This is a genomic window from Klebsiella sp. CN_Kp091, from assembly GCF_040065095.1.
Classification (GTDB): Bacteria; Pseudomonadota; Gammaproteobacteria; order Enterobacterales; family Enterobacteriaceae; genus Klebsiella; species Klebsiella aerogenes.
Genome location: NZ_JBEAIO010000006.1, coordinates 17,850 through 44,166 on the forward strand (window position 1 = coordinate 17,850; position 26,317 = coordinate 44,166).

Genomic DNA, 26,317 nt, shown 5'->3' on the forward strand with positions numbered 1-26,317 from the left:
AAATGATCAATAGAACACAATTGAATGCATATCTAAATAAACTACCTTCAGCAATTAGCCATGATGAGCTAGCACAACATAAGCATATTATCGAGCGCAGTTTTTTTGGCGTAGATTTCTTTTCTTGCGAAAGTGATGTTCTGGCTTTTGTGGGGACTTATACTGGTCTTGAAATTCTGGTCGCATTTTATAACAGCAAGCCGCGCGCGATTATTGTTGTTGAATCTAATGCAAGCAAATTTAAGCGTATTCAGGAACTATTAAACAAAAACCCTGAACTGAAAGATCGTGTCTACCTGTTTGATAATTTCTCGAACCCCGAAATTAATGAATTGATTGGAGAGCGGCACGTTAGTGTACGTATTTCTCTTCCGGCCTTTAGTCGGGCAGCTTTGGAATATGTCACTGCGCAGTGGAAACTTGACCATATTTGTGGTGAATTCAACCAATATGATATTGATCCATTGATTGTTTATCGCCAATGCGCGCGTGCGGCGGATACTTTTTACTGGCGTATCCAGGATCAACACCAACCTCTTACGGGTAGCCGCCAGAAGTATGAGTATGAAGTTTCAGTCGTCGTACCTGCATATAATATCAGCGCCTATATCGACCAGTGCATAGAGTCACTGGCAAATCAGTCAATTGAGAATATTGAGATTTTAGTCGTCGATGATGGTACGCCGGATGATTCCGGTGAGAAAGCTGACGCCTGGGCGGCGAAATACCCAGGTAGAGTGAAAGTCATCCATAAAGTAAACGGTGGTTGCGCGACAGCGCGAAATGCCGGCGTTAGCCAGGCCAAAGGTCAATATATTGGTTTTGTTGACGGTGATGATTGGTGCGATCTTCAGATGTATGAAGATTTGTTCCGTGCCGCGGTGATGAAAAATGCTGATATTTCCCAGTGTGGCTATAAAGAAGCTTACGAGACTGGTGAAATAGTCAAGTTCCCACTGGACATCAATCTCACTCGCCTGGATTTGTTACGCGAACGCCCAACGATGTGGCGTCGTATTTACTCTGCGGACATGCTGAAAAACAAAGGCATTTCTTTCCCTGAGCATATTCGCCGGTTTGATGATTTACCTTTCCAGTTCGAGACTTTTTTAAACGCTAAGATTATTGCTAATATACCTTTTGATTATTACTATTATCGTCAAGGGCGCTTAGGTCAGGATATTTCTGTGCGGGATGACCGACTTTATGTTCATTTCCCTATTTTTGATTGGATCTACAGTCGTAACTCAGATACGTTCAACTATGATGAAGAACGTAAATTATTTGAGTTAGAACTCGATGTCCATTTCTGGGCGTGGAGTGTGATTGAAGCCAAATTCAAGGATGAGTATTTTAAACAGGTCCTGGCACAAATTTTCGTATCCAAAAAGATTCTGTCAAAATTTGATATGCTGGTAATAGCCAAAAATAAAGGAAGAGAAAGGTTTATGTTTTATTTAAAGCTACTAAAAGCTAAAACATTTTAACTTTTCTGTTTTACTAAAAACCGCGAAAGATTTCTTTCGCGGTTTTTTTTTTACAATTCGCTGGCTCTCATATTCAACTTGTCGCCAACTAAGGATGCGATTTTGGTTGAAGGTTTATCAACAAATGTATAGCCCAGCCATGAGATAAGCACGCAACATAATAAACTGACTAATGTGCTTATTATACTGGCAAATTGGTTAGTAATACCTGCATCATGTAAATAAACAAATAATGCCGTTCCAATACTCATGATAATAGGGATATGAAACACATATAAGGAAAATGATATCTTACCCAGAAAAGTAAATACAGGTCTGGACAGATAATTTGAAAGTATTGATGATGTATTTGCTATTAATAATAAAACTACTGCTGCGATTGAATGACAGAATGTGGCTAAACCTTCTTTACTAAAACCAGTGAGTTCATTTAAGAAGTTAATTTCAATTGTCCACGGATTTTCTGTTGCAAGTACAATTGTTAATATACTGGCTGGAAGAAAAAGCTTAGGTTCAAGCTTTATGTTATATACCAAAATAGTACCGCCAATGATGAATAGTATCAAATAGCAGCCAAGTGTCGGTTCAATCAGATAGATAAGTATTGCTGATATAATGATGTGGGCACCTTTTTTTTTGACAAAAAATAATGCGGCATAGAGATACAAAAAGAGTGATCCCATTAACTCTATTTTAATCGTCCAGAGGGGGCCATTATAGGATGTATCACCTATGTAAGCAGAATACAGACCATTGTATATAGCGCCAGTTAGTGTGAGTTCTGATTGATAGTTAGATTTTAACCACTCGTGTCCACCTACGATGGCCGCCATGTCGACATTATGGAAGCCAATCGTATTTTGTAAAACAACAGCCAGAATGACTGAAGCGAGTACCAGTGGGGTAAGTCTAAAGTATCTTTTTATAAAACTTTCTTTAAGATAAGAAATGTCGTTTTGCCGCTTATAAAAGCCAATGAGCAACACATAGCCACTCATCACGAAAAATAGACAAACTGAGAAGTTCCCATCCAATATTCTTCGATATATCTGCCACCATACTGAGTTTTGTGAATATAATCCATTTGGCGATACCAGCACCCCCATAAATACATCCATATGGTAAAGCACGACGACAAGCGACGCGACTCCGCGGAGTCCGTCGAGATGTTTATAATGTTGCAAGTGAGACCCCGTAGCCTGTTTGGCTTTATTTTTGTTGTGATTCCATAATCAACGCGTCAAGTAGGAGAACCTGACGGTATTTGTTTATATTACCACACTAATGTTAACTGATAGTTATTTTTTTGTTGTTGTGATCAGTTTCACGATTGTGGATTTAACATTAAATTTGCTTAAGTATGTGAAATTAAGCCCGGAGTGCAGCTCCCATCATGCCGAATAAATTATTTTTAAACGCTTTCATTATCCAGGATCAATGGAGTGATATTTGTCAGTGAGATTCAGTGTGTTAAAATAGCAACATTACAATGCACAATAATAAGTTGCTTTATTTCGGAGTTTGCATGAGCGCTTTTTTTAGATGTTTAGAGTATTTAAAAACCAGACGTTTTTTATATTTTATACTGTTTTTTCTGTCCCTTGTGTTGTGTTGGTTTGAACCTACAAACATATTTTTTACCACTTTTTTCTCTGTCTTTATTTTCTTACGTTTGATTTTTTGTATTCGTAATAAAATAATTAGAAATAGTCTGGTTGTTTTTGTTTCATTGATCACATTCCTGACTTATTTTATCTATCAAAAATATGGTGGACTATCTACCAGTATGGTTATGTCAACCTTCGGGGTAGGCCTATCCGTTTCATTAGGTACAGTGCAAACGTTTGGTCTCAAATTCCTTGTGGGTTTCCTTTTCATACTTTTTGCGCTCTCACTGTTATCGATTAAAATACCGAAGGCACGCTACTCTGTTAAAGAGCGTGTTGTTTTGACTATTAGTCTTATTCTTATTCTTTCAAAGCCCGTGATCGATGGTGTTAGTTTTTGGGGTACAAAATTCTTTATTAACAATCTCGAATATTCACCAACTTTTATTTCTCAGCCATACATCGATCAGTACAAGATTTTTTTTGGACCTCTTGTTTCCTCAGTGTCGATTATCGCTGAAAATATAGTTGATGATGTTAAATACAAAAAAATAGAACATAAAGAATATCCTGCTTATATTAAAACAGAGACTGAAGGTAGCAAGAACATTATTTATGTCATCGGCGAATCATCGAACCCTGGACGCTATGGCATTTATGGCTATGGAAAAGATACTACGCCAAACTTATCGCAGATGGATAGAGATGGACAAATATGTGTCGTTAATAACGTTCACTCACCGGCTGCGCAAACACGACTTGCAGTACCGATGCTGGTTTCTTTTGAAACGCCCTTGCAGCGCGGCAACTTGTTTAAATTTAAGAATCTTATCGAGATGGCACAATTGCAGGGCTACCACACGTACTGGTTCGACTCTCAGATGCAAAACAACATGTGGAACAAGCCTTTCGGTTATCTGGCAAAATATGCTGAAGTACTGCAAACTCCGGAAGATAATAATACCCGTTTCCCAGTTAACGAGGGGCAGGATGAAAAGTTATTACCGGCAATCAAGCATTATTTTAAGCAATCGCAAGAGAGAAATTTTTACGTCATTCATTTGATGGGTAACCATTTGCCTTATTCTGACCGTAGAGGGGAAGAGGACAACCCAATGGTTGATGACTATGATGCGTCTATTTATAGCGTCGATGATACCTTAAAGAGTATTTTTACCCTTGCTGATACCTATCTTAAAGATTACAAGTTAGTTTATGTATCAGACCATGGGGAAGTTGTTGGTCAGGGGCATGGTTTCCCATCCAGCGATAATGAGATGTATAAAATTCCATTGTTGATGAATGATACCTCCTGGTGTGCGAAGGCTGAAAAATTGCGCAGCAACAACCACTACTTCTCATCTGATTTAACCAAATTTCTAGTGTTAGAAATGATGGGCTATGCTGTTTCTGATGAGCATATGAAAGACGCGGTAAAAAATTCTGATTTTGTGCTGAATGAAAAAGAAGACGCTATTCGTTTCTCTGAATTAAGGGATGTGCCCTTACCGCAACATCCTTAATAGACGGTTAAAACATTGACTCTGGTTTAAATGGTCATCACATTAAACCAGAGTCTATTTTATGCAGGTAATGTTTTACTAATGTCGAGACTTAAGATTATCGATCACTTCCCCTAAATTCAGCCCCTGATCCTGCAGCAGCACCAGCAGGTGATACATCAGGTCAGAAGCCTCATTCTTCAGCTCAAACGTATCATGTACCGTTGCTGCAAGCGCGGTCTCCACGCCTTCTTCACCTACTTTTTGCGCAATACGTTTGGTGCCGCTGGCATACAGTTTCGCGGTGTATGAGCTCTCCGGGTCAGCATGTTTGCGTTCGGCCAGCAGTTGTTCCAGTTGATAGAGGAACAGCCATTGGTGTCCGGTTTCCCCAAAGCAGCTTGAAGTCCCTTTGTGGCAGGTCGGGCCTATCGGGTTGACCAACACTAATAGGGTATCGTTATCGCAATCGGGGGTGATGCTGACCACATTAAGAAAGTTGCCGGAGGTTTCACCCTTTGTCCACAGGCGCTGTTTGGTGCGCGAGTAGAAGGTCACTTTGCCACTTTCTTGCGTTTTCGCCAGCGCGTCTTCATTCATATATCCCAGCATTAACACTTCGCCAGATTCAGCGTGCTGTATGATGGCCGGCATCATGCCGTCGGTTTTTTGCCAATCGAGCTGTTCACTCAACATACCCTGATCTCCACGCCCTGGGCTGACAGGAACGTTTTTAATTCGCCAATATTAATAATCTGTTTATGGAACACGGAAGCGGCGAGGGCGCCATCGACGTTGGCGTCGCGGAAGGCCTCAAGGAAGTGCTCCATGGTTCCGGCGCCGCCGGAGGCAATTAACGGAACGTTACATACTTCACGGACCTTTCTGAGCTGATCCAGATCGTAACCGTTGCGCACGCCGTCCTGGTTCATCATGTTGAGGACGATTTCTCCTGCTCCGCGCTTTTGTACTTCCTGCACCCAATCCAGCGTTTCCCATTGGGTGACGCGAGTTCGGCTCTCATCGCCGGTGTACTGATTAACGTGATATTTACCGGTTTGTTCATCAAACCAGGTATCGATACCTACCACGATGCACTGCACGCCAAAGCGATCGGCGAGGCGGGTGATTAACGTTGGATCCGCAAGCGCAGGCGAGTTAATTGAAATTTTGTCGGCGCCAAAGGAGAGGATCTGCGCCGCGTCTTCCAGCGACTTAATCCCGCCAGCGACGCAGAAGGGAATATCAATGACTTCCGCCACGCGTGAAACCCAACTTTTATCGACTACCCGGCCATCGCTGGAGGCGGTAATATCGTAGAACACCAGTTCATCCGCGCCTTCATCGGCATAGCGTTTTGCCAGCGGCACAATATCACCGATAATTTCGTGATTGCGGAACTGTACGCCTTTCACTACCTGGCCGTCGCGGACGTCGAGGCAGGGGATTATCCGTTTTGCCAGCATTGGATGGCCTCCGTTACGTTGAATTTACCTTCCAGCAGCGCGCGGCCGACGATCACGCCGCGGACGCCGGTTCCGCGCAGCGCGGCGATATCGTTGAGACCGCCGATCCCGCCGGAAGACTGGAACGCCACCTGCGGATAACGCGCGCAGACCTCTTCATACAGTGAGACGTTGGAACCCGCGAGAGTGCCATCGCGGGAGATATCGGTACACAGCACATGTTGCAAGCCGACCGGCAGATAGCTTTCCACCAGCTCTTCCAGAGTGACGCCAGAGTTTTCCTGCCAGCCGCTCACCGCCACCTGTTTATTGCCCTCGGCATCAATGCGTACATCCAGCGCCAGCACCAGATGTTCGGGGCCAAAGCGTTTAAACCAGGCTTTGACCACTTCCGGCGATTTCACCGCCGTTGAACCGACCACTACGCGCGCCACGCCGGCGTCAAGCAGTGCGGCAACGTCTTCTTCCGTACGTACGCCGCCGCCGACCTGCACCGGTACCGTAACGCCGGCGACCAGGGTCTTAAGCAGCGGAATCTGACGTTTTGCCGGGTCTTTTGCCCCGGTCAGATCAACCAGGTGCAATACTTCCGCGCCCTGGTCTGCATAGGATTGCAGGCGTGGTAACGGATCGTTGCCATAGTCGCGCTGCTGGCCGTAGTCGCCCTGATGCAGGCGTACCACGGTACCGTCAATTAAATCTAAAGCTGGAATGATCATTACATCTCCAGGAAATTTTTCAGCAGCTGCGCACCGGCGCTACCTGAGCGCTCAGGGTGGAACTGTACGCCAAAGAAGTTATCTTTCTGTACCGCCGCGGTGAAGGCCTCGCCGTAGTTGCATTGGGCGATAGTGTACGGATTTACCGGCATGGCGTAGCTATGGACGAAATAGAAATAGGCGCCTTCTTCAATGCCGCGGAACAGACGATCGCCGGCTTTGGCATACACCCGGTTCCATCCCATATGCGGCAGCGGCAATCCGTGGTCGGTCATTTTCGGCACGTCTTCATCAATAATGCCCAGTAACTCAACGCCGTTATTCTCTTCGCTGCGCGCACCGAGTAACTGCATGCCGAGACAGATCCCCAGCACCGGCTGGGTACAGGCTTTAATTAAGTCAATGAGCTCGCGTTCGCGCAGCTGATCCATCGCAGCCTGCGCTGTGCCGACGCCGGGCAGAAAAAGTTTATCGGCGCGCAGAACAACATCCGGCTCGCGGCTGACCACTGGCTCATAGCCGTGGCGGCTCACCGCAGATTTCACCGAGTTGAGGTTGGCGCACCCGGTATCGAGGATCACCACGTTCATCACAATACCCCTTTTGAAGATGGCAAGGTGTCGCCCTGGACCCGAATGGCCTGGCGCAGTGTACGACCGAAGGCTTTGAACAGGCTCTCGACGCGGTGATGATCGTTTTTACCTTTGGTTTTCAGGTGCAGCGTCACCGCCATGGTATAGGAGAGCGAGCGGAAGAAGTGTTCGACCATCTCGGTGCTCAGGTCGCCGACGCGCTGATAGGTGAAGTCAGCTTTATATTCGAGGTGCGGACGGCCAGAGATATCCAGCGCACAGCGCGCCAGGCACTCATCCATCGGCAGCACAAAGCCAAAGCGGTTAATGCCGCGCTTATCACCCAGCGCCAGCTTCAGCGCTTCGCCTAACGCCAGGCCGGTATCTTCTACGGTGTGGTGATCGTCGATGTAAAGATCGCCGCCGACGTTAATCTCCAGGCGAAAGCCGCCGTGGGTGGCAATCTGATCGAGCATGTGGTCGAAGAAACCAACGCCGGTGTGGATCTTGCTGCCGCCTTCACGGTCCAGCCAGACTTTAACGTCAACCTGAGTCTCTTTGGTGATACGTTCAACGTGAGCGTAGCGATCGCGACGGGTCAGCTGTTCGCAGATGGTCGGCCAGTTTAGCGTTTCACTGTTATAGCGCAGGCCGGTGATGCCCATGTTATCCGCTAACTCTATATCAGTGGCGCGATCGCCGATGACGTAACTGTGGGCTTTATCCATCACGCCGTCTTCCAGCCACGGCAATACCAGCTGGGTCTTCGGCTTGCGGCAGTCGCAGTTATCGCCAGGCATGTGCGGGCAGATCAGGACGGATTCAAAATTAACGCCCTGCGAGGAGAAGACCTGCATCATCAGGTTGTGCGGGCCGTCGAACTCATTTTGCGGCAGGCTATCGGTACCAAGTCCGTCCTGGTTGGTGATCATCACCAGCTTGTAGCCTTCCTGCTGCAGCTTAAGCAGCGCCGGGATCACCTGCGGCTCGAAGGCCAGTTTTTCAAACCGGTCTACCTGAAAATCAACCGGCGGTTCGGAGATAAGCGTACCGTCACGGTCAATAAAGAGAAACTTCTGGGTCATACATTCTCCGCAGTCAAAGCGTCAATCACGCGCTGGCTCTCTGCACGGGTACCGATAGTGATACGCAAACAGCCGCTTAATGAGGGTTGTTTATTTTGGTCACGTAAGATAATGCCCTGATCCCACAAAGATTTAAACACCGCGCTGGAGGCGGTTATCCGCGCCAGCAGGTAGTTGGTCTCGGAATCGAACACCTGCTCGATGCAGGCGATGCCACGCAGCGCATTGACCAGGTAAGCGCGCTCATCAAGGATCTGCGCCACGCGCGCGCGCATGGCGGCAATTCCTGCCGGGCTCAACGCCTGGGCGGCGATATCGGCGACCGGCGTCGAAAGCGGATAAGGCGCGATGACTTTCAGCAGGACATTAATCACCTCTGCATTCGCCAGCGTAAAACCGCAGCGCAGTCCGGCCAGCGCAAAAGCCTTCGATAAGGTGCGCAGGATAACCAGGTTCGGGTATTCATTTAGCCAACCGGCGAGCGACGCCTGCGGACAGAACTCAATATAGGCTTCATCCGCTACCACGATCGCTTTACCGCACGTCATTTCCAACAGGGCGCGGAAATCTTGTGGATTGATTATCTGCCCGGTTGGATTATTTGGGCTGCAGACAAACACCACTTTCACGCCGGTGAGATTCGCTTCGATAGCAGGCAAATCGAGCTGCCAGTCGGCGAGCGTCGGCACCGTGCGGCACTCAACGCCGATGGTTTCGGCGCTGACGCTGTACATGCCGTAGGTTGGGGGACAATAAAGGACCGCGTCCTCACCCGGCTCGCAAAAGGCGCGAATCAGCAACTCGATACCTTCGTCAGCACCGCGGCTCACCAGTACCTGCTCTGGTTTTACGCCAGCATATTGCGCGTAGTTTTCGATAACCGCTTTCGGCTGTGGTTCCGGGTAGCGGTTTAACGTCTGTTCGGTCAACTGGAATTCCACAGCGGTGGGGAATTCGTTGGCGTTCAGCCACACGTCGCCTTTTCCCCCAAGACGGCGGGCGGATTGATACGGCGTCAGCGCGCGAATATTGGCGCGGGCTAAGTCTTCAATGCTCATGCTTGCTCCTTAAGGGCGGCCACGCGTAGCGTCACGGCGTTTTTGTGGGCGGTCAGCAGTTCGGCTGCAGCCAGGATCTCGATAGTCGGGGCGAGGGCGGCAAAGCCTTCACGCGTCAGTTCCTGTACGGTCATTCGTTTCTGGAAATCCGCCAGACCGAGGCTGGAACAGGTCGCGGTGTACCCATAAGTTGGCAGCACGTGGTTGGTGCCGGAGGCGTAATCACCTGCCGATTCTGGCGACCAGTCGCCGAGGAATACCGAACCGGCGCTGGTGATACCGTCAACCAGTTCACGGGCGTTGCGGGTCTGGATAATCAGGTGCTCCGGCCCGTACTGATTTGAGATCTCTACACATTGCGCGAGATCGCGGGCGACAATGATACGGCTGGCGGAAAGCGCTTCACGTGCGGTTTCGGCACGCGGCAGGGCAGCTAGCTGACGTTCAACCGCTGCGGCGACCCGGGAGCCCATGTCGGCGTCAGGGGTCAGCAAGATAACCTGGGAATCCGGGCCATGTTCCGCCTGGGAGAGTAAATCGGAGGCGACGAAATCCGGCGTCGCGCCGCCGTCGGCGATCACCAGAACTTCCGACGGGCCGGCAGGCATATCGATAGCCGCGCCGTCGAGGCGCTGGCTGACCTGGCGTTTGGCCTCGGTGACGAAGGCGTTGCCGGGGCCAAAGATTTTAGCGACTTTTGCCACCGATTCGGTACCGAAGGCCATTGCCGCGATAGCCTGCGCGCCGCCGACGTTAAAGATATTACGCACGCCGCACAGCTGCGCCGCATAAAGGATTTCATCGGCAATCGGCGGCGGCGAACACAGTACCACTTCCTGACAGCCGGCAATGCGCGCTGGCGTTGCCAGCATCAGCACCGTTGAAAACAGCGGCGCCGAGCCGCCCGGAATATATAAGCCGACAGAGGCGATAGGGCGGGTAAGCTGCTGGCAGCGTACGCCGGGCTGGGTTTCAACATCGACAACCTGCAACTGCTGGGCGTTATGAAAGGTCTCGATATTGTTGACCGCTACCGCCATCGCTTGTTTGAGTTCGTCGCTGAGGCGCGCGCCGGCAGCGGCAATTTCTTCGTCAGACACTTTCAGCGCCGTGACGGTGGTTTTATCGAATTTGGCGCTATATTCGCGTAAAGCGGCATCGCCATTCTCTTTAACGTTGCCGAGGATCCCGGCTACCGTTTTGCTGATGCTCTCGGAAGCTGAAATCGCCGGGCGCATTAATAGTTGTTGCTGTTGTGCGGCGCTGCAGCTATTCCAGTCGATAATGGTATTGAAGCTCATGGTCATTTCCCCTGTTTGTCCCGTATGCGGATTGCTGGATTACTCCATCATCTTCTCGATCGGCAGCACCAGGATGGAGCTGGCGCCCAGCGCTTTCAGTTTTTCCATGGTTTCCCAAAACAGGGTTTCGCTGCTGACCATGTGCATCGCTACCCGCTGTTTGTCGCCCGCCAGCGGCAGAATAGTTGGCCGCTCGGCGCCCGGCAGCAGTGCCACCACTTCTTCCAGCCGTTCGGTCGGCGCGTGCATCATGATGTATTTCGATTCGCGGGCCTGGATAACCCCCTGAATACGGGTCAGCAGACGGTCGATCAGCTGCTGTTTCGCATCGTCCATCTCACCGTCGCGCTGGATCAGGCAGGCTTTGGAACGATAAATAACTTCAACTTCGCGCAGACCGTTGGCTTCAAGGGTTGCGCCGGTAGAAACGAGATCGCAGATGGCATCGGCAAGGCCAGCGCGCGGCGCGACTTCGACAGAACCGTTCAGCAGACAGGATTTAAAGGAGATACCTTTCTGATCGAGATAGCGTTTTAACAGGTGCGGGTAAGAGGTGGCGATGCGTTTGCCGTCCAGCGCCGCCGGGCCATTCCAGTTTTCATCCACCGGTGTCGCCAGCGACAGGCGGCATCCGCCAAAATCGAGACGGCGCAGGGTGAAATAGCGCGGGTCTTCGCCCTGCGCGCGGCGGCTCAGCAGCTCTTCTTCCAGCACGTTCTCGCCGATAATTCCAAGGTCGACAACGCCGTCCATCACCAGCCCCGGAATATCGTCATCGCGAACGCGCAGAATATCGATCGGCATGTTTTCCGCAAGGGCGATCAGACGCTGGGTGTGCAGGTTGACTTTAATGCCGCAGCGGCCGAGCAGTTCGCGTGAATCCTCACTCAAACGGCCGGATTTCTGAATAGCTATGCGTAAACGGGTGTTGTCTAACATTGTTGTTTTCCTCTGAATACCTGTCTGAATCTGTCCGAATTCGGTCCAAAAAAAAGCCCCCGGAAGTGAATCTTCCGGGGGCTCTCTTTGCGTTCATGCACCACTGGAAGATCCAAACGTCTTCCAGCACACATCGCCTGAAAGACTAGTCAGGATGATGGTGATGGTGGTGGTTTTTAAATTGAACGCTGTTCATAAAATTCTCTTTGAATGACTATGCATTTGATGTCTTTTAACCTAAACCAGTTGCGGCGAATAAAGCAAGCCCTTTTTTCCATCATTAATTCATTTCATATTCGCCGAACAAATTGTCAGGTCTCGCAGGCTAGCGTAGCCTAGTATCAGCACAGCGAATGAGTCAGGAGCCAGGGTATGAAAAAGGTCGCGATTGTCGGGTTAGGATGGCTGGGCATGCCGCTTGCGTTGTCATTGCGGGCGCGCGGTTGGCATGTCACCGGCAGTAAAACGACGCAGGACGGCGTAGAGGCGGCGCGGATGTGCGGAATTGAAGGGTATCCGCTGCGCCTTGAACCCCAGTTGATCTGTGATGCAGAGGATCTGGACGCGATGATGAACGTCGATGCGCTGGTCATCACGTTACCTGCGCGGCGCACGGGGCCCGGGGAAGATTTTTATCTACAGGCGGTGCAGGAGATTGTCGATACCGCGCTCTCGCGGCATATTCCACGCATTATTTTTACCAGTTCGACTTCGGTTTATGGCAATACCGAAGGAACGATGAAGGAAAATTCGCCACGCAATCCACAAACCGCCAGCGGCAGGGTTCTGAAAGAGCTGGAGGACTGGCTGCATGCGTTGCCGGGGACCTCGGTGGATATTCTGCGTCTTGCCGGACTGGTTGGACCATCGCGCCATCCCGGCCGTTTCTTTGCCGGTAAATCGGCCCCGGATGGCCAGCACGGGGTCAATCTGGTGCATCTGCAGGACGTTATTGCCGCGATTGAGTTATTGCTTCAGGCTCCGAAAGGCGGACACATCTATAATATATGTGCGCCGCAGCATCCGGCGCGCGGCGTCTTTTATCCGCAGATGGCCCGTGAACTTGGGCTGCCGTTACCGGTATTTACCGATAACCCGGAGGGGGGTAAAGGCAAAATCATTGATGGCAACCGGATATGCTATGAGCTTGGCTTTGAATACCAGTACCCCGATCCGCTGGTGATGCCGATGGAGTAACCGCCAGCAGACGATCGCGTACCGTAAGGGGGGGCGATGAAACCACTGCTGGATGTTCTCGTTATTCTTGATGCCTTAGATAAAGAGGGGAGCTTTGCCGCGGCCTCGGCAAAGCTCTATAAAACCCCCTCGGCGCTGAGCTATACCATCCATAAATTAGAAAGCGATCTGAATATCCAACTGCTGGATCGCAGCGGTCATCGGGCGCGCTTTACTTGCACCGGGCAGATGCTGCTGGAGAAGGGGCGTGAGCTACTCCATACCGCTCGCGAACTTGAGCTGCAGGCCATCAGGCTACATCAGGGCTGGGAAAATACTCTGACCATCAGTGTCGATATGACTTTCCCTTTCTCGCTTTTATCTTCCTTGATGGAACAGTTTTATCAACAGCACAACGTGACCCGTTTGCAGTTCACCGCTGCTGGCGGTTGGGATGCTCTGGCGGCAGGCGAGGTCGACATGGTGCTGGGCGCGCTTAACGAGCCGCCAACGCTGGTGGGTTATGGTTTTCGTCTGCTTGGCGAACTGGATCTGTGTTTTGTAGTCGAGGTTAATCATCCGTTGGCGCAGGCTAAGGAACCGTTGAGTTTGCGAGTGTTACAGCGATACCGGACGATTATTTGCGCTGCCGGTTTACCGCCGGGCGAAAAGCAGGAGACGGTGACGGTTTTTGATATGAACGGCCTGTTGGAGCTGGTATGCGCCGGCCTGGGCTGGGCCTACCTGCCACGTTATCTGGCTGAGCCCTGGCTTGAGAAGGGAAAATTGGTCGAGAAACGCATTACCACACCCGCGCGGTTGCATCGGGCATGGATTGGCTGGAATGAAGACGTTTTTGGCCTTGCCGCGCAATGGTGGTTACAAGCGATATTAGCAAATAGTGCTATTCGTCAGATCTACAATACTAAAATAGTATGAATATTAGTCGGTTAGAATTCTTAGCCTATTAATAAACCCTACAACATCTTGTCATTAAGCCAGAAGTTGTTGCAAAATACGCAGCCTGAAAACCAGAGACTAGCCGACGCTTTTTTTAAAGTGTCGGTTATTTTTTTGGTCGAAAGACACATCATTCAATACCAAGAGGCCGGGCTTCGTACCGGATAGATATTTACTAAAAACCGACAGTCGTTGTCGCTGAGGAATAGAAAGAAATGGGGCAATTTTTTGCTTACGCGCTGGCCTTCACCGTAAAAGGGGATAACTATGTCGCATAACGCTACTCCAAATACCTCTCGCGTGGAATTACGTAAAACGCTTACGTTAGTTCCGGTTGTAATGATGGGCCTGGCCTATATGCAGCCGATGACGCTGTTCGATACGTTTGGTATCGTCTCTGGTATGACCGACGGTCACGTGCCGACGGCCTACGCCTTTGCGTTAATCGCTATTCTTTTTACTGCGCTGAGCTACGGGAAGCTGGTACGCCGTTATCCTTCCGCGGGTTCCGCGTATACCTACGCCCAGAAATCCATTAGCCCGACCGTAGGCTTCATGGTGGGTTGGTCCTCTCTGCTCGACTACCTGTTCGCGCCGATGATCAACATCCTGCTGGCGAAAATCTACTTTGAAGCGCTGGTGCCTTCGATTCCATCGTGGGTGTTTGTTATCGCGCTGGTCGCGTTCATGACCGCCTTCAACCTGCGCAGCATCAAGTCCGTCGCCAACTTCAATACCGTTATCGTGGTGTTGCAGGTGGTGCTGATTGCCGTGATCCTCGGCATGGTGGTGTATGGCGTATTTGAAGGCGAGGGCGCTGGTACGCTGGCCAGCAGCCGTCCGTTCTGGTCCGGCGATGCGCACGTTATCCCGATGATTACCGGAGCGACGATACTCTGCTTCTCATTTACCGGCTTTGACGGCATCAGCAATCTGTCTGAAGAGACCAAAGATGCTGAACGCGTTATTCCGCGCGCTATCTTCCTGACTGCGCTGATTGGCGGCCTGATCTTCATTTTTGCCACCTACTTCCTGCAGCTGTACTTCCCGGATATCTCGCGCTTTAAGGATCCGGATGCCTCACAGCCTGAAATTATGCTGTATGTGGCAGGTAAAGCCTTCCAGGTGGGCGCGCTGATCTTCTCCACCATCACCGTGCTGGCTTCCGGTATGGCGGCGCATGCTGGCGTTGCGCGTCTGATGTACGTGATGGGCCGTGATGGCGTATTCCCGAAAAGCTTCTTCGGCTACGTTCACCCGACCTGGCGCACCCCGGCGATGAACATCATCCTGGTTGGCGCGATCGCGCTGCTGGCGATTAACTTTGACCTGGTGATGGCGACTGCGCTGATTAACTTTGGTGCGCTGGTGGCGTTTACCTTCGTTAACCTGTCGGTTATCTCCCAGTTCTGGATCCGCGAGAAACGCAACAAGACGCTGAAGGACCACTTCCAGTATCTGTTCCTGCCGATGTGCGGCGCTCTGACCGTTGGCGCGCTGTGGGTTAACCTGGAAGAGAGCTCGATGATCCTGGGTCTGATCTGGGCCGGTATCGGTCTGATTTACCTGGCGTGCGTAACCAAAAGCTTCCGCAACCCGGTACCGCAGTACGAAGACGTTGCGTAATTACGCTTTATGATAAGAAAAGCCGGAGGGAGACCTCCGGCTTTTTTGTTTCTGGCGTCCGCTGGTTTTCCCCCGCTGGCGGCGGTCGCCTTACCGGGGGGACAGGGATGGCTTACTTCTCCTGTCGCATCACATTAAGCAGTGTATCCAACAGTCCTGGAAAACGGGCATCCAAATCGTCGCGGCGTAGCGAAATGAGATTTTCACGCCCCTGTGGCCGCTGCCAGATCACGCCGCTGTCGCGCAGCACCCGCCAGTGGTGAGTCATGGTGGATTTAGCGATATCTTCTTTGCGCAGCGCGTTACAGCTCTGCTCGCTGCCGTCGGAGAGCGTGCGAATGATTTCCAGCCGCAAGGGGTTGCCGAGGGCAAAAAGAACATTTTCGAGGCGAATTTGTTCACGTTCGGGGTGATTGGCGATCATAATATTCCTGTGTCGGCGGTTGTGCTGTTCACGCGAACAGCAACCCGTATCGGCGGCTGGCGGCTACTATACCCAAACTCCTTTTCTTGCGCCACGCGCGCCGTCGCAAGCTGTCCGATAGCAGTGATAGTGAAAATAGTTCGAATATACTCGTACAATTGTACTATTATAGATGCCGTAAACCTAACCGCGGCAGATTTAGCCGCTCATTGACAGTCAAAATGACTAAGGACGCATCATGCCCCGACCCATCCCCCTCGAACGTTATCGCAACATCGGTATCTCCGCGCATATCGATGCCGGCAAAACCACCACCACTGAGCGCATTCTGTTTTACACCGGGATGAGCCATAAGCTGGGTGAAGTACACGATGGCGCGGCAACAACCGACTGGATGGCGCAGGAGCAGGAGCGTGGGATTACCATTACTTCCGCAGCGGTAAGCTGCTTCTGGCCCGGGATGGACCGCAGCTTTGAGCCCCATCGTATCAATATCATTGATACCCCGGGGCACGTGGACTTTACCATCGAAGTAGAACGCTCGATGCGCGTGCTGGACGGCGCGGTGATGGTCTATGACTCGGTCGGCGGCGTACAGCCGCAGTCAGAGACCGTCTGGCGGCAGGCCAACAAGTATCACGTTCCGCGACTGGCGTTCGTGAACAAAATGGACCGCCCGGGCGCCGATTTCTTCCGTGTGGTGCAAATGATGATCGATCGCCTGAAGGCCAACCCGGTGCCGATTGTGATCCCAATTGGCGCCGAAGAGCATTTCACCGGCGTCGTTGACCTGATAAAGATGCGGGCCATTCTGTGGGATGATGCCGCGCAGGGGATGACGTTCAGCTATGCGCCTGTGCCTGATGACCTGCTGGCGACGGCCCGGCAGTGGCGGGAAAAAATGGTTTCGGCCGCGGCGGAAGCCAGTGATGAGCTGATGGATAAATATCTCGAAAGCGGCGAACTGAGCGAAGCGGAAATTGTGGCCGGGCTACGTAAACGCACGGTTGGCGGCGAAATCCAGCCGGTGCTCTGCGGCAGCGCCTTTAAAAATAAAGGCGTGCAGCGGATGCTCGATGCGGTCGTTGAGTTAATGCCGTCGCCGCTGGATATTCCGGCGATTCAGGGCATTGATGACAAGGGGCAACCGGCGGAACGTCACCCGAGCGACGATGAGCCGCTGTCGGCGCTGGCGTTTAAACTCATGACCGATCCCTACGTCGGCCAGTTGACCTTTATTCGCGTCTATTCCGGAACGTTGAAAAAAGGCGATGCAGTCTTTAACCCTGTGAAGGGCAAGAAAGAGCGTATCGGGCGCATCGTGCTGATGCATGCCAACGATCGCCACGAAGTCGACGAGCTGCATGCCGGTGATATTGCCGCCTGCGTTGGTTTAAAAGATGTCACGACGGGTGATACGCTGTGCGATCCGGATGCGGTCATCACTCTCGAGCGTATGGAGTTCCCGGAACCGGTTATTTCGCTGGCGATTGAACCGAAGACCAAGGCCGACCAGGAGAAAATGGGCATTGCGCTACAGCGGTTGGCTTCCGAGGATCCGTCCTTCCGCCTGCATACCGATGAAGAGTCCGGGCAGACGATTATCTCCGGGATGGGGGAGTTGCATCTGGAGATTATCGTCGACCGTATGAAACGCGAGTTTGGCGTTGAGGCAAATATTGGCCGTCCGCAGGTTACCTATCGGGAAACCATCCGTAAAACGGTGAAGGATGTGGAAGGGAAATTTGTGCGGCAGTCCGGCGGTAAGGGGCAGTATGGGCACGTCGTGCTGACCCTGGAGCCACTGGCTGCGGGTAGCGGCTTTGTGTTTGAAGATGCCACCAAAGGCGGGGTGGTACCGCGTGAATACATCCCTTCTGTGGAAAAAGGGCTGCGTGAAGCGATGGGCGCCGGCGTGCTGGCGGGCTATCCGGTTGTCGACGTCAAAGCGACTCTGACGTTTGGTTCGTATCATGACGTTGATTCATCCGAGATGGCCTTCCGTATGGCGGCGATTTTTGGCTTTAAGGAAGGGGCGCGAAAAGCGGACCCGGTGATCCTGGAGCCGGTGATGCACGTCGAAGTGGAGACCCCGGAAGATTACGCCGGGAATATTATGGGCGATCTCTCTTCCCGTCGCGGAATGGTGCAGGGGATGGAGGAGCGTTTCGGTAGCCAGATTATTCGTGCCGATGTGCCGCTGGCCGAAATGTTCGGTTATTCCACCACGCTGCGCTCGATGTCGCAGGGCCGTGCGACCTATAGCATGGAGTTCCATCATTACGCGGAAGCGCCGCGTAACGTGGCCGACGACATCATCGCCAGCCGCGCGAAAAGTTAAGTCAGTACTCCCGGGCTACGGTGACGGCCTGGCCCGGGTTAAACGATTTCCTGCGCATATTGCCACAGCGCCTTCAACAGGGCCTGTTTTTCACTATCGTCAGCATACTGTTGATACATCACCTGCAGTTCATCGGCATAGGCCTGCAAAAATTCCGGCGTAAAGACGTTACGGCGGTGCTCTAACCAGCGCTGCTGTTCGTTTTCATCAAGCGTACCGGGGAAGTTACGCGCGCGGTAGTTAAACAGCAGGCGTTCAATGCGTTTATCAGCAAAGGTAATATCCAGCGCCGGCAGATTACGGGGTTCGGTTTCCAGCACAATCTTCATCGCCGCGCGATCGGCATCGCTAAAGAATCCGTTGTACAGTTGGGCGTCAACATTATCCGATGGCACGAACGGCTCGGCTTCGGCATACAGGGCCACCACTTTCTCACGAACCTGCGGATTTGCACGTAGCAGTTGGGCGTTCTCCAGGCAGCGCTGAATATTGATACCTAAACGGTCGGCATCCTGCGGGCGCAACGTATTGGCCTGCGCCAGCACCGGGCATTTATTTAAATGAAGGAGCTTAATCGGCACTGCCGGTAAATCGCCGAGTTCGTCTTTCGGGGTGTACAAACGCTCGCGCAGAGTATCAGCCTCAAGCTCCAGTAGCGGTGACATATCCCCCGCCAGATCAACCATTATCACCGCATTGCGGTTATCCGGATGCCAGGCCAGCGGCGTGACCAGACTGGTGTTGCCGCGGGCGGCGCCGAACATCCCGGAAACGTGGACCAGTGGTTTCAACTGCGGCACGTCAATCAACGTCGCCAGCTTGCGTTTATTACGATGACTGTACAGATATTCAAACAGGCGCGGCTGATGGGTCTTCACCAGTTTCGCCATCGCGATAGTGGCGTACACATCGGCCATTGCATCGTGGGCATTGCTATGCTCAATGCCATTCGCGACGGTCAGATGCTCAAGGCGGAAGCTTGGCAGACCTTCTTCGTTTTCCGGCCAGTTGATACCTTCCGGGCGCAGGGCATAGCAGGCGCGCATCACATCCAGCAGGTCCCAGCGCGAATTATCATGCTGCCAGCTCCAGGCGTACGGATCGTAGAAGTTGCGGTAAAAAATATTACGGCTGACTTCATCATCAAAGCGGACATTGTTGTAGCCGACGATACAGGTTTTCGGCACCGTGAACAGATCGTTGATGCGGCGGGCGAAAGCGGCCTCGTTGTCACCTTTTGCCAGCGCTTCCTGTGGCGTAATACCGGTAATCATCACCGCCTGCGGTTGCGGCAGATAGTCGTCGGCAGGCTTGCAGTAGAAGACTTCCGGTTCGCCAATGACATTCAGATCGCTATCGGTGCGGATGGCGGCGAACTGCGCCGGCCGGTCGAGCGAAGGACTGGTACCGAAGGTTTCGTAGTCGTGGAAGAGGAAGGATTGTTGTTCGCCGTCAGCCATAATTGAAATGTAATCGCTTTGATAATCTATTTGATAGGCTAATTTTCACCTATAAGCATTGAAGGCGCAACTAAAGTTTGTATTGGGTTTTAATGTCGTGGCGCTATTATTATTAAAATAATATCGCCACGTACTCTCTTTGGCTATAGGTATTGTTTAAGCCGTTTCGTTAACCTTAATGCTATTAGGTTTTATAATTTTACGCCCCAATGCAATGCCTCTTTTTTCAATGTATTTGTATAGGTTTATAGCAATGATATAAGTTATTGGTAAAATTATCACTGCAGCAATAACAAAACGGATCAATGCAGGAAGTTGCACATAGGTCTGATGTTGAACAAGCCATCCGATCAACGGAATAACAATCATTAAATGCAACAGATATACCGAATAAGATACGTCGCCGAGGAACTGGCTGAAGCGGGCGGAAAGTAGCTTTCTGCCCAGGAAGACAATACCTTTTAGTGGCGATTTCTCACTATGTGGCATCAGAAGAGTCGACATCCCAAGGATTATCATAATCTCAATGATCATCCTGATAGGTGAAGTAAAGTAACCCATTAAAAATGCAGCGAGTGGGGAAAGCAATGCAACCATAACATAAATCTTACTGTTCTCTGCTACGGCTTTATAGAGCAACATTCCTGATATAAATAAAGGTAGTTTGAATAAAATCATTGAGGGCATAGGGAATGCGGCGAAATATCCAGGAAAAATAAATGCTGCCATTACGCACATTACAATCACTGCCAGGCAAGTCCTAATGAAACCAATCCCCAAAACCAGCATCATGATAAACGGGAACAGGGCATAGTATTGCATTTCAAGCCCAATACTCCAGTCAGGAAGAACTGTCCTGAATGAATAATATGGAAGGAAACCAAAGGTGAATGAGATGTGCGTTAACACGTTCGCCATTGAAGAGTCGGTATATCTCGCGGTCTCCGTTTGCGTTTCAGGCCATGCCAGCGCGATAGCATCCCGGTAATGGCCAAAGGTTTCACCGAAAATAAATGCCACAATTAGAAGGACATAGTAAAGCGGGGCGATTCGGAAAAAGCGCCTTGTCCAAAATGAAGTTACCGTTTTCACGGACGTCCAGGGTTCGACATGCTGCCTCTCTATGTAATTCTTGGCCATCAAGTAGCCGGACAGCAAAATGAAAAGATCGACACCAAAATCCGGGTTACTCAGGATAGGGATGTTGCATCGTGTCAAAATACAAATGTGACCGAGTAGGACCCACAAGGAAGCATAGCCTCGCAAGCCATCAAGCTCAGGAGACCAGTTTTTATTCTGGCTCATCGTTACACCAATGAATACGTTTGTGAATTAGATGTTAATAGATAATATATGAGCAGTTGAAATGTCTACATAGGAATTGTTTATGGAAAGCATTTAAGAATAACCTCATGAAGGTTTTTCATATTAATTTTTTATGACATGCGTTTTTAGGTTTTTTCTTAATTACTTTTTGTGTTTAAGTGTTTTTAAATCCCATGCTAATTATGGGTGTTAATAGCCTCGTTAAAATAAATGGCGTTATATTAGATATGTTAGTTGTTATGCTTTTTATTCATTATGAGCATCGATAAATCCACCATGTCATATTTTCTTGCAATTTAACCCTGATCTCTCAGGCGAACTTCCGTAAAAAGGACGGCGAATCTGTAAATCTTGAGGATATGCCGTTGAAAGGCCGTTTTTTATTTGCTGTAACTTTGCTCGCTTCGAGCGTTTCCTGCGCATTTGCTGCCGCTGATTTGCCCGTCACCGTGACGCCGCCTTCGATCCAGGCCGGTTCCTGGGTGCTGATGGACTACACTACCGGTCAAATCCTGACCGCCGGTAATGAACACCAACAGCGTAACCCCGCCAGCCTGACCAAACTGATGACCGGTTACGTTGTCGACCGCGCCATCGACAGCCATCGCATTACCTTTGATGATATGGTCACCGTCGGTAAGGATGCCTGGGCCAAGGGCAATCCGGTGTTTAACGGTTCTTCGCTGATGTTCCTTAAAGCGGGCGATCGGGTTAGCGTTCGCGATCTTAGCCGCGGGCTGATCGTCGATTCCGGTAATGACGCCTGCGTCGCGCTCGCTGACTATGTCGCCGGCGGCCAACCACAATTTGTCGCGTTGATGAATAGCTACGTTGAAAAATTGCATTTGAAAGATACCCATTTTGAAACCGTCCACGGACTCGACGCGCCTGGCCAGCATAGCTCCGCCTATGATTTAGCGGTGTTGTCGCGGGCGATTATTCACGGCGAGCCGGATGTCTATCACATGTATAGCGAAAAAAGCCTGACGTGGAACGGTATCACCCAACAGAACCGTAACGGTTTGCTGTGGGACAAAACCATGAATGTCGATGGCCTGAAAACCGGCCATACCTCAGGAGCGGGCTTCAATCTTATTGCCTCGGCGGTCGATGGCCAGCGCCGTTTGATTGCCGTGGTGATGGGGGCCGATAGTCCAAAAGGGCGGGAAGAGCAGGCGGCTAAGCTGCTGCACTGGGGTCAACAGAACTTTGACACCGTGCAGGTGTTGCAAAAAGGTAAGCAGGTCGGCGTCGAACATATCTGGTATGGCGACAAAGAGCAGATCAAGCTCGGCACCGATCGGGACTTCTGGCTCGCGATCCCGAAATCAGAAGTTCCGCGTATCAAAGCAAAATATGTACTGGATACTAAGGATCTGGAAGCGCCGCTCGCCGCTAACCAACGCGTGGGCGAAATCTCGCTTTACGATGGCGACAAAGTGGTCGGGCATTGGCCGCTGGTGACCCTGGAAAGCGTAGGCAAGGGCGGGATGTTTTCCCGCCTGAGCGATTATCTGCATCACGGCATTTAATCTCGTTACCCTCTGGCCCGCCGCACTCCGCGGCGGGCTTCATTCATTTCGCGCTTGTGGCGACTCTGTGAATCCGCGCACATACTGTTGTTCATCTGGCTGCTAAATTTAGTGTATATTTATACAGTATTTTATCAACACTGGAGGCGCTATGAACTACAGCATTCAATCTCTCTCTCCCCGCAAGATTGCCGGGTTTCATATGGTTGGCCCCTGGGAGCAGACCGTAAAACAGGGGTTTGAACAACTGGCGGCGTGGGTCAGTCACCACCAGGTGCCGGCGCAGGAGTGGGTCGCGGTTTATTACGATAATCCGCAGCAGGTACCGGCGGAAAAACTGCGTTGTGACACCGTTGTTACCGTGGCGGATGATTACGTCATCCCACCTAATAGCGAAGGGGTGATCCTCACCGCAATTGCCGGTGGCGACTACGCCTGCGCCAGCGCGCGGGTCATTAACCATGATTTCTCCACGCCCTGGCTGCAGTTCTTTGACAGCCTGCTGCAGAGCAGCGAGTTCGAAATCGCGGATAAGCCCTGTTTTGAAATTTATCTTAACGATGGCAACCAGGATGGTCACTGGGATATTGAGATGTATGTGGCGGTGAACCGTATCGGCTCGTAAGTCGTTATCCCTTATCTTGACAAGGTTTTTTACATTAGCGCAGTGCGCTCGTGAAAAAAGCGGCTACAATTGGCCTTTTCTGTTTGCCGGAGCAGGCCGTGCGCGCTGATAAATCACTTAAGCCATTTGAGATCCGTCTGTATCGTCATTACCGAATTGTGCACGGTATCCGCATCGCGCTGGCTTTTGTCCTGACCTTCCTGCTGGTGCGTCTGCTGAACGTGCCGGAGGGCACCTGGCCTCTGATCACCCTGGTGGTGGTGATGGGGCCTATCTCTTTCTGGGGCAATGTGGTGCCGCGGGCCTTCGAACGTATTGGCGGCACTATCCTCGGTTCGGTACTGGGGCTGGTGGCGCTCAAACTCGAACTTATCTCACTGCCAATCATGGTGCTGTGGTGCGCGGTGGCGATGTTCCTTTGCGGCTGGTTGGCGCTCGGCAAGCGGCCCTACCAGGCGCTGCTGATTGGCATTACGCTGGCGGTGGTGGTCGGCGCGCCGCCGGGTGATATGAACACCGCGCTATGGCGAAGCGGCGATGTCATCTTCGGCTCACTGTTGGCGATGCTGTTTACCGGTATCTGGCCGCAGCGGGCGTTTTTGCACTGGCGCATCCAGATGGCGAATTACGTCACAACGTTTAATCGGCTGTATCAGGCCGGTTTTTCGCCGAATCTGGTTGAGCGCCCGCGGCTGGAAAAACATCTTCAGAAAGCGCTCAATGACGTGGTGAAAATGCGTGGGTTGATAACCCCGGCCAGCAAAGAAACGCATATTCAGAAAGCAATCTTCGAAGCCATTCAGACCGTCAGCCGTAATCTGGTATGCATGCTGGAACTGCAAATCAACGCTTATTGGGCCTCTCGTCAGGGCCATTTTGTGATGCTCAACGCCCAGACTTTGCGCGAAACCCAACGGATGACCCAGCAAACGTTGCTGACTATCGCCCATGCCCTGTATGAGGGAAACCCGCAGCCGGTACGCGCCAACACCGAGAAGCTCAACGAGATTGTGGTCGAGTTGCGACAGCTTATCAAAGAGCATCAGGACGATAATCTGTCGGAAACGCCGATTCACGGCTATGTTTGGCTGACCATTGAGCTGGCGCGCCAGCTTGAGCTGCTGTCGCACCTTATTTGCCGCGCGCTGCGCAAATAAAAGACAGATACGTGCGCGAAGTGAACAGGTTGCTTCGATTCAGCAGCATTTAGGGTTATGATAAACGCAAAGGAAAAAACATTGTCATCAGCGACTGCTAGCAGTTATGTTAGCCCTATAGGGCAGTCGCTTTAGCGAATCCGAATCTCAAATATTAGGGGTGTAAAAATGGAAACAACTAAGCCTTCTTTCCAGGACGTTCTGGAGTTTGTTCGTCTGTTCCGTCGTAAGAACAAGCTGCAGCGTGAAATTCAGGACGTTGAGAAAAAGATCCGTGATAACCAGAAGCGTGTCCTGCTGCTGGACAACCTCAGCGACTACATCAAGCCGGGTATGAGCGTTGAAGCCATTCAGGGTATCATCGCCAGCATGAAAACCGATTATGAAGACCGCGTTGACGATTACATCATCAAAAACGCCGAGCTGTCGAAAGAGCGTCGCGACATCTCTAAAAAACTCAAAGTGATGGGTGAAGCCAAAGTCGGCGAATAAACCACTCATTAGTTCCGGCGGCATTGCTGGCCGCCGGGCTTTTCCGTCTTCCTGCCTTAAACCTCCGTATAAGCATCGCCCTTTAAGCCGACAGTTTGTTATACTGCCGCCGTGAACTTATTGATACCGGAAGGGTTTATCACATGCTGTCCCAGATTCAGGTACCGCCGCGATGATACTGATTACCGGCGGCGCGCGTAGCGGCAAAAGCCGTCACGCCGAATCTTTACTCCAATCCTGCACGTCGGTGCTCTATATCGCCACTTCAGCCGTTATTGACGATGAAATGGCCGCACGCATTCAACATCACCGCAATAGCCGACCGCCGCACTGGCGTACAGCGGAGCGCAGCCGTGACCTGACGCCACTCATTACCCCCGATAACGCACCCGATGAAGCTATTTTGCTTGAGTGCGTCACTACACTGGTCACCAATATTCTGTTCGCTGAAGGTGGGGAAACGGATCCTGATGAATGGGATTACGCTGCGTTGGAAAGGATAGTCACGCAAGAAATCACTCAGCTGATTGCTGCCTGCCGTGCCTGCCCGTCGCCGGTGCTGCTGGTCACCAATGAGGTGGGGCTGGGAATCGTGCCGGACAACCGGCTGGCGCGGCATTTTCGCGATATTGCCGGGCGTGTGAATCAGATGCTGGCCGCGGCTGCCGATGAGGTGTGGCTGGTTGTTTCAGGGATAGGAGTCAAAATCAAATGATTAAATCGTTCTTTGCCACGCTTTCCTTTATGAGCCGCATACCGGTTCCGGCCCGCTGGTCGCAGGGGCTGGAAATCGATCAATATGAGCGCGGGATCGTGACTTTCCCACTGGTGGGGTTACTACTTGGCGCGATTGCCGGGCTGGTGATGCTGGCGCTTCATGCCTGGTGCGGCCTGCCGTTGGCCGCGCTGTTCGCCGTACTGGCGCTGGCGCTGCTGACCGGCGGTTTTCATCTTGATGGCCTGGCGGATACCTGCGATGGGATCTTCTCAGCCCGTCGCCGCGAGCGGATGCTGGAGATCATGCGCGATAGTCGGCTGGGGACGCACGGCGGGCTGGCGCTTATCTTTGTGCTGGTGGTAAAGGTATTGGTCATTAGCGAACTGGCGCTGCGCGGTGCCTCGATGCTGGCGGCGCTGGCTGCCGCCTGCGCTGTGGCGCGTGGGATGTCGGTGCTGCTAATGTACCGCCAGCGTTATGCCCGGGAGCAGGGGCTTGGTAACGTATTTATTGGCAAGGTGACTTTCCGGCAGACCGTCATTACCCTGGCGCTATCCTTGGCGCTGGCAACGCTGCTGCTGGGCGTGCAGGGCCTGCTGGCTGCGGTTATAACGCTGCTGGTGGTGTCGGCGCTTGGTCAGGCGCTGAAGCGCACGCTGGGCGGGCAAACCGGCGATACGCTGGGAGCGGCCATTGAACTGGGCGAAGTTATCTTTTTACTGGCGTTGCTATAGAGCACACACC

Annotated in this window: 25 protein-coding genes and 1 other annotated feature; of the genes, 12 read left to right on the forward strand and 13 right to left on the reverse strand. The window is 51.5% G+C overall.

All coding sequences use genetic code 11. From position 1 onward, the window contains the following. Positions 1 to 2: 2 nt before the first annotated feature. Positions 3 to 1,487, forward strand: coding sequence for a glycosyltransferase (locus tag ABLV17_RS06380; protein ID WP_271031461.1), 1,485 nt, complete (start codon positions 3 to 5; stop codon positions 1,485 to 1,487). A gap of 50 nt (positions 1,488 to 1,537) precedes the next feature. On the opposite strand, the gene ABLV17_RS06385 is transcribed toward ABLV17_RS06380, so the two are convergent. Then, entirely contained in the window at positions 1,538 to 2,671 is a 1,134-nt protein-coding gene (locus ABLV17_RS06385) for an acyltransferase (RefSeq protein WP_271031462.1), read from the reverse strand. A gap of 341 nt (positions 2,672 to 3,012) precedes the next feature. Here ABLV17_RS06385 and ABLV17_RS06390 point away from each other — a divergent pair, with 341 nt between their 5' ends. Beyond that, the gene (locus ABLV17_RS06390; RefSeq protein ID WP_308958513.1) at positions 3,013 to 4,617 is read left to right on the forward strand and encodes a phosphoethanolamine transferase; all 1,605 of its coding nucleotides are present in this window, start codon (positions 3,013 to 3,015) and stop codon (positions 4,615 to 4,617) included. Between the two features lie 78 nt (positions 4,618 to 4,695). Here the strand turns inward: ABLV17_RS06390 and hisIE are convergent, their stop codons facing one another. The 9 genes from hisIE to hisL form a co-directional block, all read right to left on the reverse strand. After that, on the reverse strand, positions 4,696 to 5,292 hold the full coding sequence (gene hisIE / locus ABLV17_RS06395) for a bifunctional phosphoribosyl-AMP cyclohydrolase/phosphoribosyl-ATP diphosphatase HisIE (RefSeq protein ID WP_113373509.1): 597 nt from the start codon (positions 5,290 to 5,292) through the stop codon (positions 4,696 to 4,698). Further along, on the reverse strand, positions 5,286 to 6,062 hold the full coding sequence (gene hisF, locus ABLV17_RS06400; RefSeq protein ID WP_045391773.1) for an imidazole glycerol phosphate synthase subunit HisF: 777 nt from the start codon (positions 6,060 to 6,062) through the stop codon (positions 5,286 to 5,288). Before hisF ends, hisIE begins: the two co-directional genes overlap by 7 nt. Beyond that, the gene (hisA, locus tag ABLV17_RS06405; RefSeq protein WP_271031464.1) at positions 6,044 to 6,781 is read right to left on the reverse strand and encodes a 1-(5-phosphoribosyl)-5-[(5-phosphoribosylamino)methylideneamino]imidazole-4-carboxamide isomerase; all 738 of its coding nucleotides are present in this window, start codon (positions 6,779 to 6,781) and stop codon (positions 6,044 to 6,046) included. The genes hisF and hisA overlap by 19 nt, the downstream gene beginning before the upstream one ends. Then, a complete protein-coding gene (hisH, locus tag ABLV17_RS06410) occupies positions 6,781 to 7,371 on the reverse strand; it encodes an imidazole glycerol phosphate synthase subunit HisH (RefSeq protein WP_087860475.1) in 591 nt (196 codons plus the stop codon). Before hisH ends, hisA begins: the two co-directional genes overlap by 1 nt. Beyond that, a complete protein-coding gene (hisB, locus tag ABLV17_RS06415) occupies positions 7,371 to 8,438 on the reverse strand; it encodes a bifunctional histidinol-phosphatase/imidazoleglycerol-phosphate dehydratase HisB (RefSeq protein WP_087860476.1) in 1,068 nt (355 codons plus the stop codon). Before hisB ends, hisH begins: the two co-directional genes overlap by 1 nt. Continuing rightward, positions 8,435 to 9,496, reverse strand: a complete 1,062-nt coding sequence (gene hisC / locus ABLV17_RS06420) for a histidinol-phosphate transaminase (protein ID WP_087860477.1) — start codon at positions 9,494 to 9,496, stop codon at positions 8,435 to 8,437. The genes hisB and hisC overlap by 4 nt, the downstream gene beginning before the upstream one ends. After that, positions 9,493 to 10,797, reverse strand: coding sequence for a histidinol dehydrogenase (hisD, locus tag ABLV17_RS06425; protein ID WP_059305097.1), 1,305 nt, complete (start codon positions 10,795 to 10,797; stop codon positions 9,493 to 9,495). The genes hisC and hisD overlap by 4 nt, the downstream gene beginning before the upstream one ends. Before the next feature lie 39 nt (positions 10,798 to 10,836). Then, positions 10,837 to 11,736, reverse strand: coding sequence for an ATP phosphoribosyltransferase (gene hisG / locus ABLV17_RS06430; protein ID WP_045379285.1), 900 nt, complete (start codon positions 11,734 to 11,736; stop codon positions 10,837 to 10,839). Positions 11,737 to 11,783: 47 nt separating this feature from the next. Continuing rightward, positions 11,784 to 11,906, reverse strand: a sequence feature (His leader region). Then, the gene (hisL, locus tag ABLV17_RS06435) at positions 11,882 to 11,932 is read right to left on the reverse strand and encodes a his operon leader peptide (RefSeq protein ID WP_009654477.1); all 51 of its coding nucleotides are present in this window, start codon (positions 11,930 to 11,932) and stop codon (positions 11,882 to 11,884) included. (Overlaps the previous feature by 25 nt.) Positions 11,933 to 12,108: 176 nt before the next feature. On the opposite strand from hisL, the gene ABLV17_RS06440 reads away from it, so the two are divergent. From ABLV17_RS06440 to plaP, 3 genes are all read left to right on the forward strand, one after another. Then, positions 12,109 to 12,933, forward strand: coding sequence for an SDR family oxidoreductase (locus ABLV17_RS06440; RefSeq protein WP_045379289.1), 825 nt, complete (start codon positions 12,109 to 12,111; stop codon positions 12,931 to 12,933). A gap of 36 nt (positions 12,934 to 12,969) precedes the next feature. Then, complete coding sequence (locus tag ABLV17_RS06445) at positions 12,970 to 13,851, forward strand: LysR substrate-binding domain-containing protein (RefSeq protein ID WP_348854144.1); 882 nt, start codon at positions 12,970 to 12,972, stop codon at positions 13,849 to 13,851. 288 nt (positions 13,852 to 14,139) lie between these two features. Then, complete coding sequence (gene plaP, locus ABLV17_RS06450) at positions 14,140 to 15,498, forward strand: putrescine/proton symporter PlaP (RefSeq protein WP_015365827.1); 1,359 nt, start codon at positions 14,140 to 14,142, stop codon at positions 15,496 to 15,498. Between the two features lie 112 nt (positions 15,499 to 15,610). On the opposite strand, the gene ABLV17_RS06455 is transcribed toward plaP, so the two are convergent. Further along, positions 15,611 to 15,922, reverse strand: a complete 312-nt coding sequence (locus ABLV17_RS06455) for a helix-turn-helix domain-containing protein (protein WP_015365828.1) — start codon at positions 15,920 to 15,922, stop codon at positions 15,611 to 15,613. A gap of 238 nt (positions 15,923 to 16,160) precedes the next feature. Here ABLV17_RS06455 and fusA point away from each other — a divergent pair, with 238 nt between their 5' ends. After that, a complete protein-coding gene (gene fusA / locus ABLV17_RS06460; RefSeq protein ID WP_348854145.1) occupies positions 16,161 to 18,263 on the forward strand; it encodes an elongation factor G in 2,103 nt (700 codons plus the stop codon). A 38-nt stretch (positions 18,264 to 18,301) separates the two neighbouring features. Here fusA and sbcB read toward each other — a convergent pair whose 3' ends face one another. Together sbcB and ABLV17_RS06470 are read right to left on the reverse strand one after the other, a co-directional pair. After that, the gene (gene sbcB, locus ABLV17_RS06465; protein ID WP_348854146.1) at positions 18,302 to 19,723 is read right to left on the reverse strand and encodes an exodeoxyribonuclease I; all 1,422 of its coding nucleotides are present in this window, start codon (positions 19,721 to 19,723) and stop codon (positions 18,302 to 18,304) included. A gap of 156 nt (positions 19,724 to 19,879) precedes the next feature. Next, positions 19,880 to 21,028 (reverse strand): acyltransferase, encoded by a 1,149-nt coding sequence (locus tag ABLV17_RS06470; protein ID WP_348854147.1) that lies wholly within the window; start codon positions 21,026 to 21,028, stop codon positions 19,880 to 19,882. Between the two features lie 386 nt (positions 21,029 to 21,414). Between ABLV17_RS06470 and dacD the strand changes: the two genes are divergently transcribed. The 6 genes from dacD to cobS all read left to right on the forward strand — a co-directional run bounded on the left by dacD (position 21,415) and on the right by cobS (position 26,307). Further along, a complete protein-coding gene (dacD, locus tag ABLV17_RS06475; protein ID WP_213316842.1) occupies positions 21,415 to 22,581 on the forward strand; it encodes a serine-type D-Ala-D-Ala carboxypeptidase DacD in 1,167 nt (388 codons plus the stop codon). Between the two features lie 151 nt (positions 22,582 to 22,732). Beyond that, positions 22,733 to 23,206 carry a DNA gyrase inhibitor SbmC gene (sbmC, locus tag ABLV17_RS06480; protein ID WP_113373519.1) on the forward strand — a complete coding sequence of 158 codons (474 nt, stop codon included), beginning with the start codon at positions 22,733 to 22,735 and terminating at the stop codon, positions 23,204 to 23,206. 98 nt (positions 23,207 to 23,304) lie between these two features. Beyond that, positions 23,305 to 24,363: an FUSC family protein gene (locus ABLV17_RS06485; protein ID WP_045391654.1), complete on the forward strand. Its 1,059-nt coding sequence runs from the start codon at positions 23,305 to 23,307 to the stop codon at positions 24,361 to 24,363. Between the two features lie 168 nt (positions 24,364 to 24,531). Beyond that, on the forward strand, positions 24,532 to 24,855 hold the full coding sequence (locus tag ABLV17_RS06490; protein ID WP_015365834.1) for a DUF496 family protein: 324 nt from the start codon (positions 24,532 to 24,534) through the stop codon (positions 24,853 to 24,855). Between the two features lie 172 nt (positions 24,856 to 25,027). Then, positions 25,028 to 25,570 (forward strand): bifunctional adenosylcobinamide kinase/adenosylcobinamide-phosphate guanylyltransferase, encoded by a 543-nt coding sequence (gene cobU, locus ABLV17_RS06495; RefSeq protein WP_308958549.1) that lies wholly within the window; start codon positions 25,028 to 25,030, stop codon positions 25,568 to 25,570. Further along, positions 25,567 to 26,307 carry an adenosylcobinamide-GDP ribazoletransferase gene (gene cobS, locus ABLV17_RS06500; RefSeq protein WP_213794501.1) on the forward strand — a complete coding sequence of 247 codons (741 nt, stop codon included), beginning with the start codon at positions 25,567 to 25,569 and terminating at the stop codon, positions 26,305 to 26,307. Before cobU ends, cobS begins: the two co-directional genes overlap by 4 nt. The last annotated feature ends 10 nt before the right edge of the window (positions 26,308 to 26,317 follow it).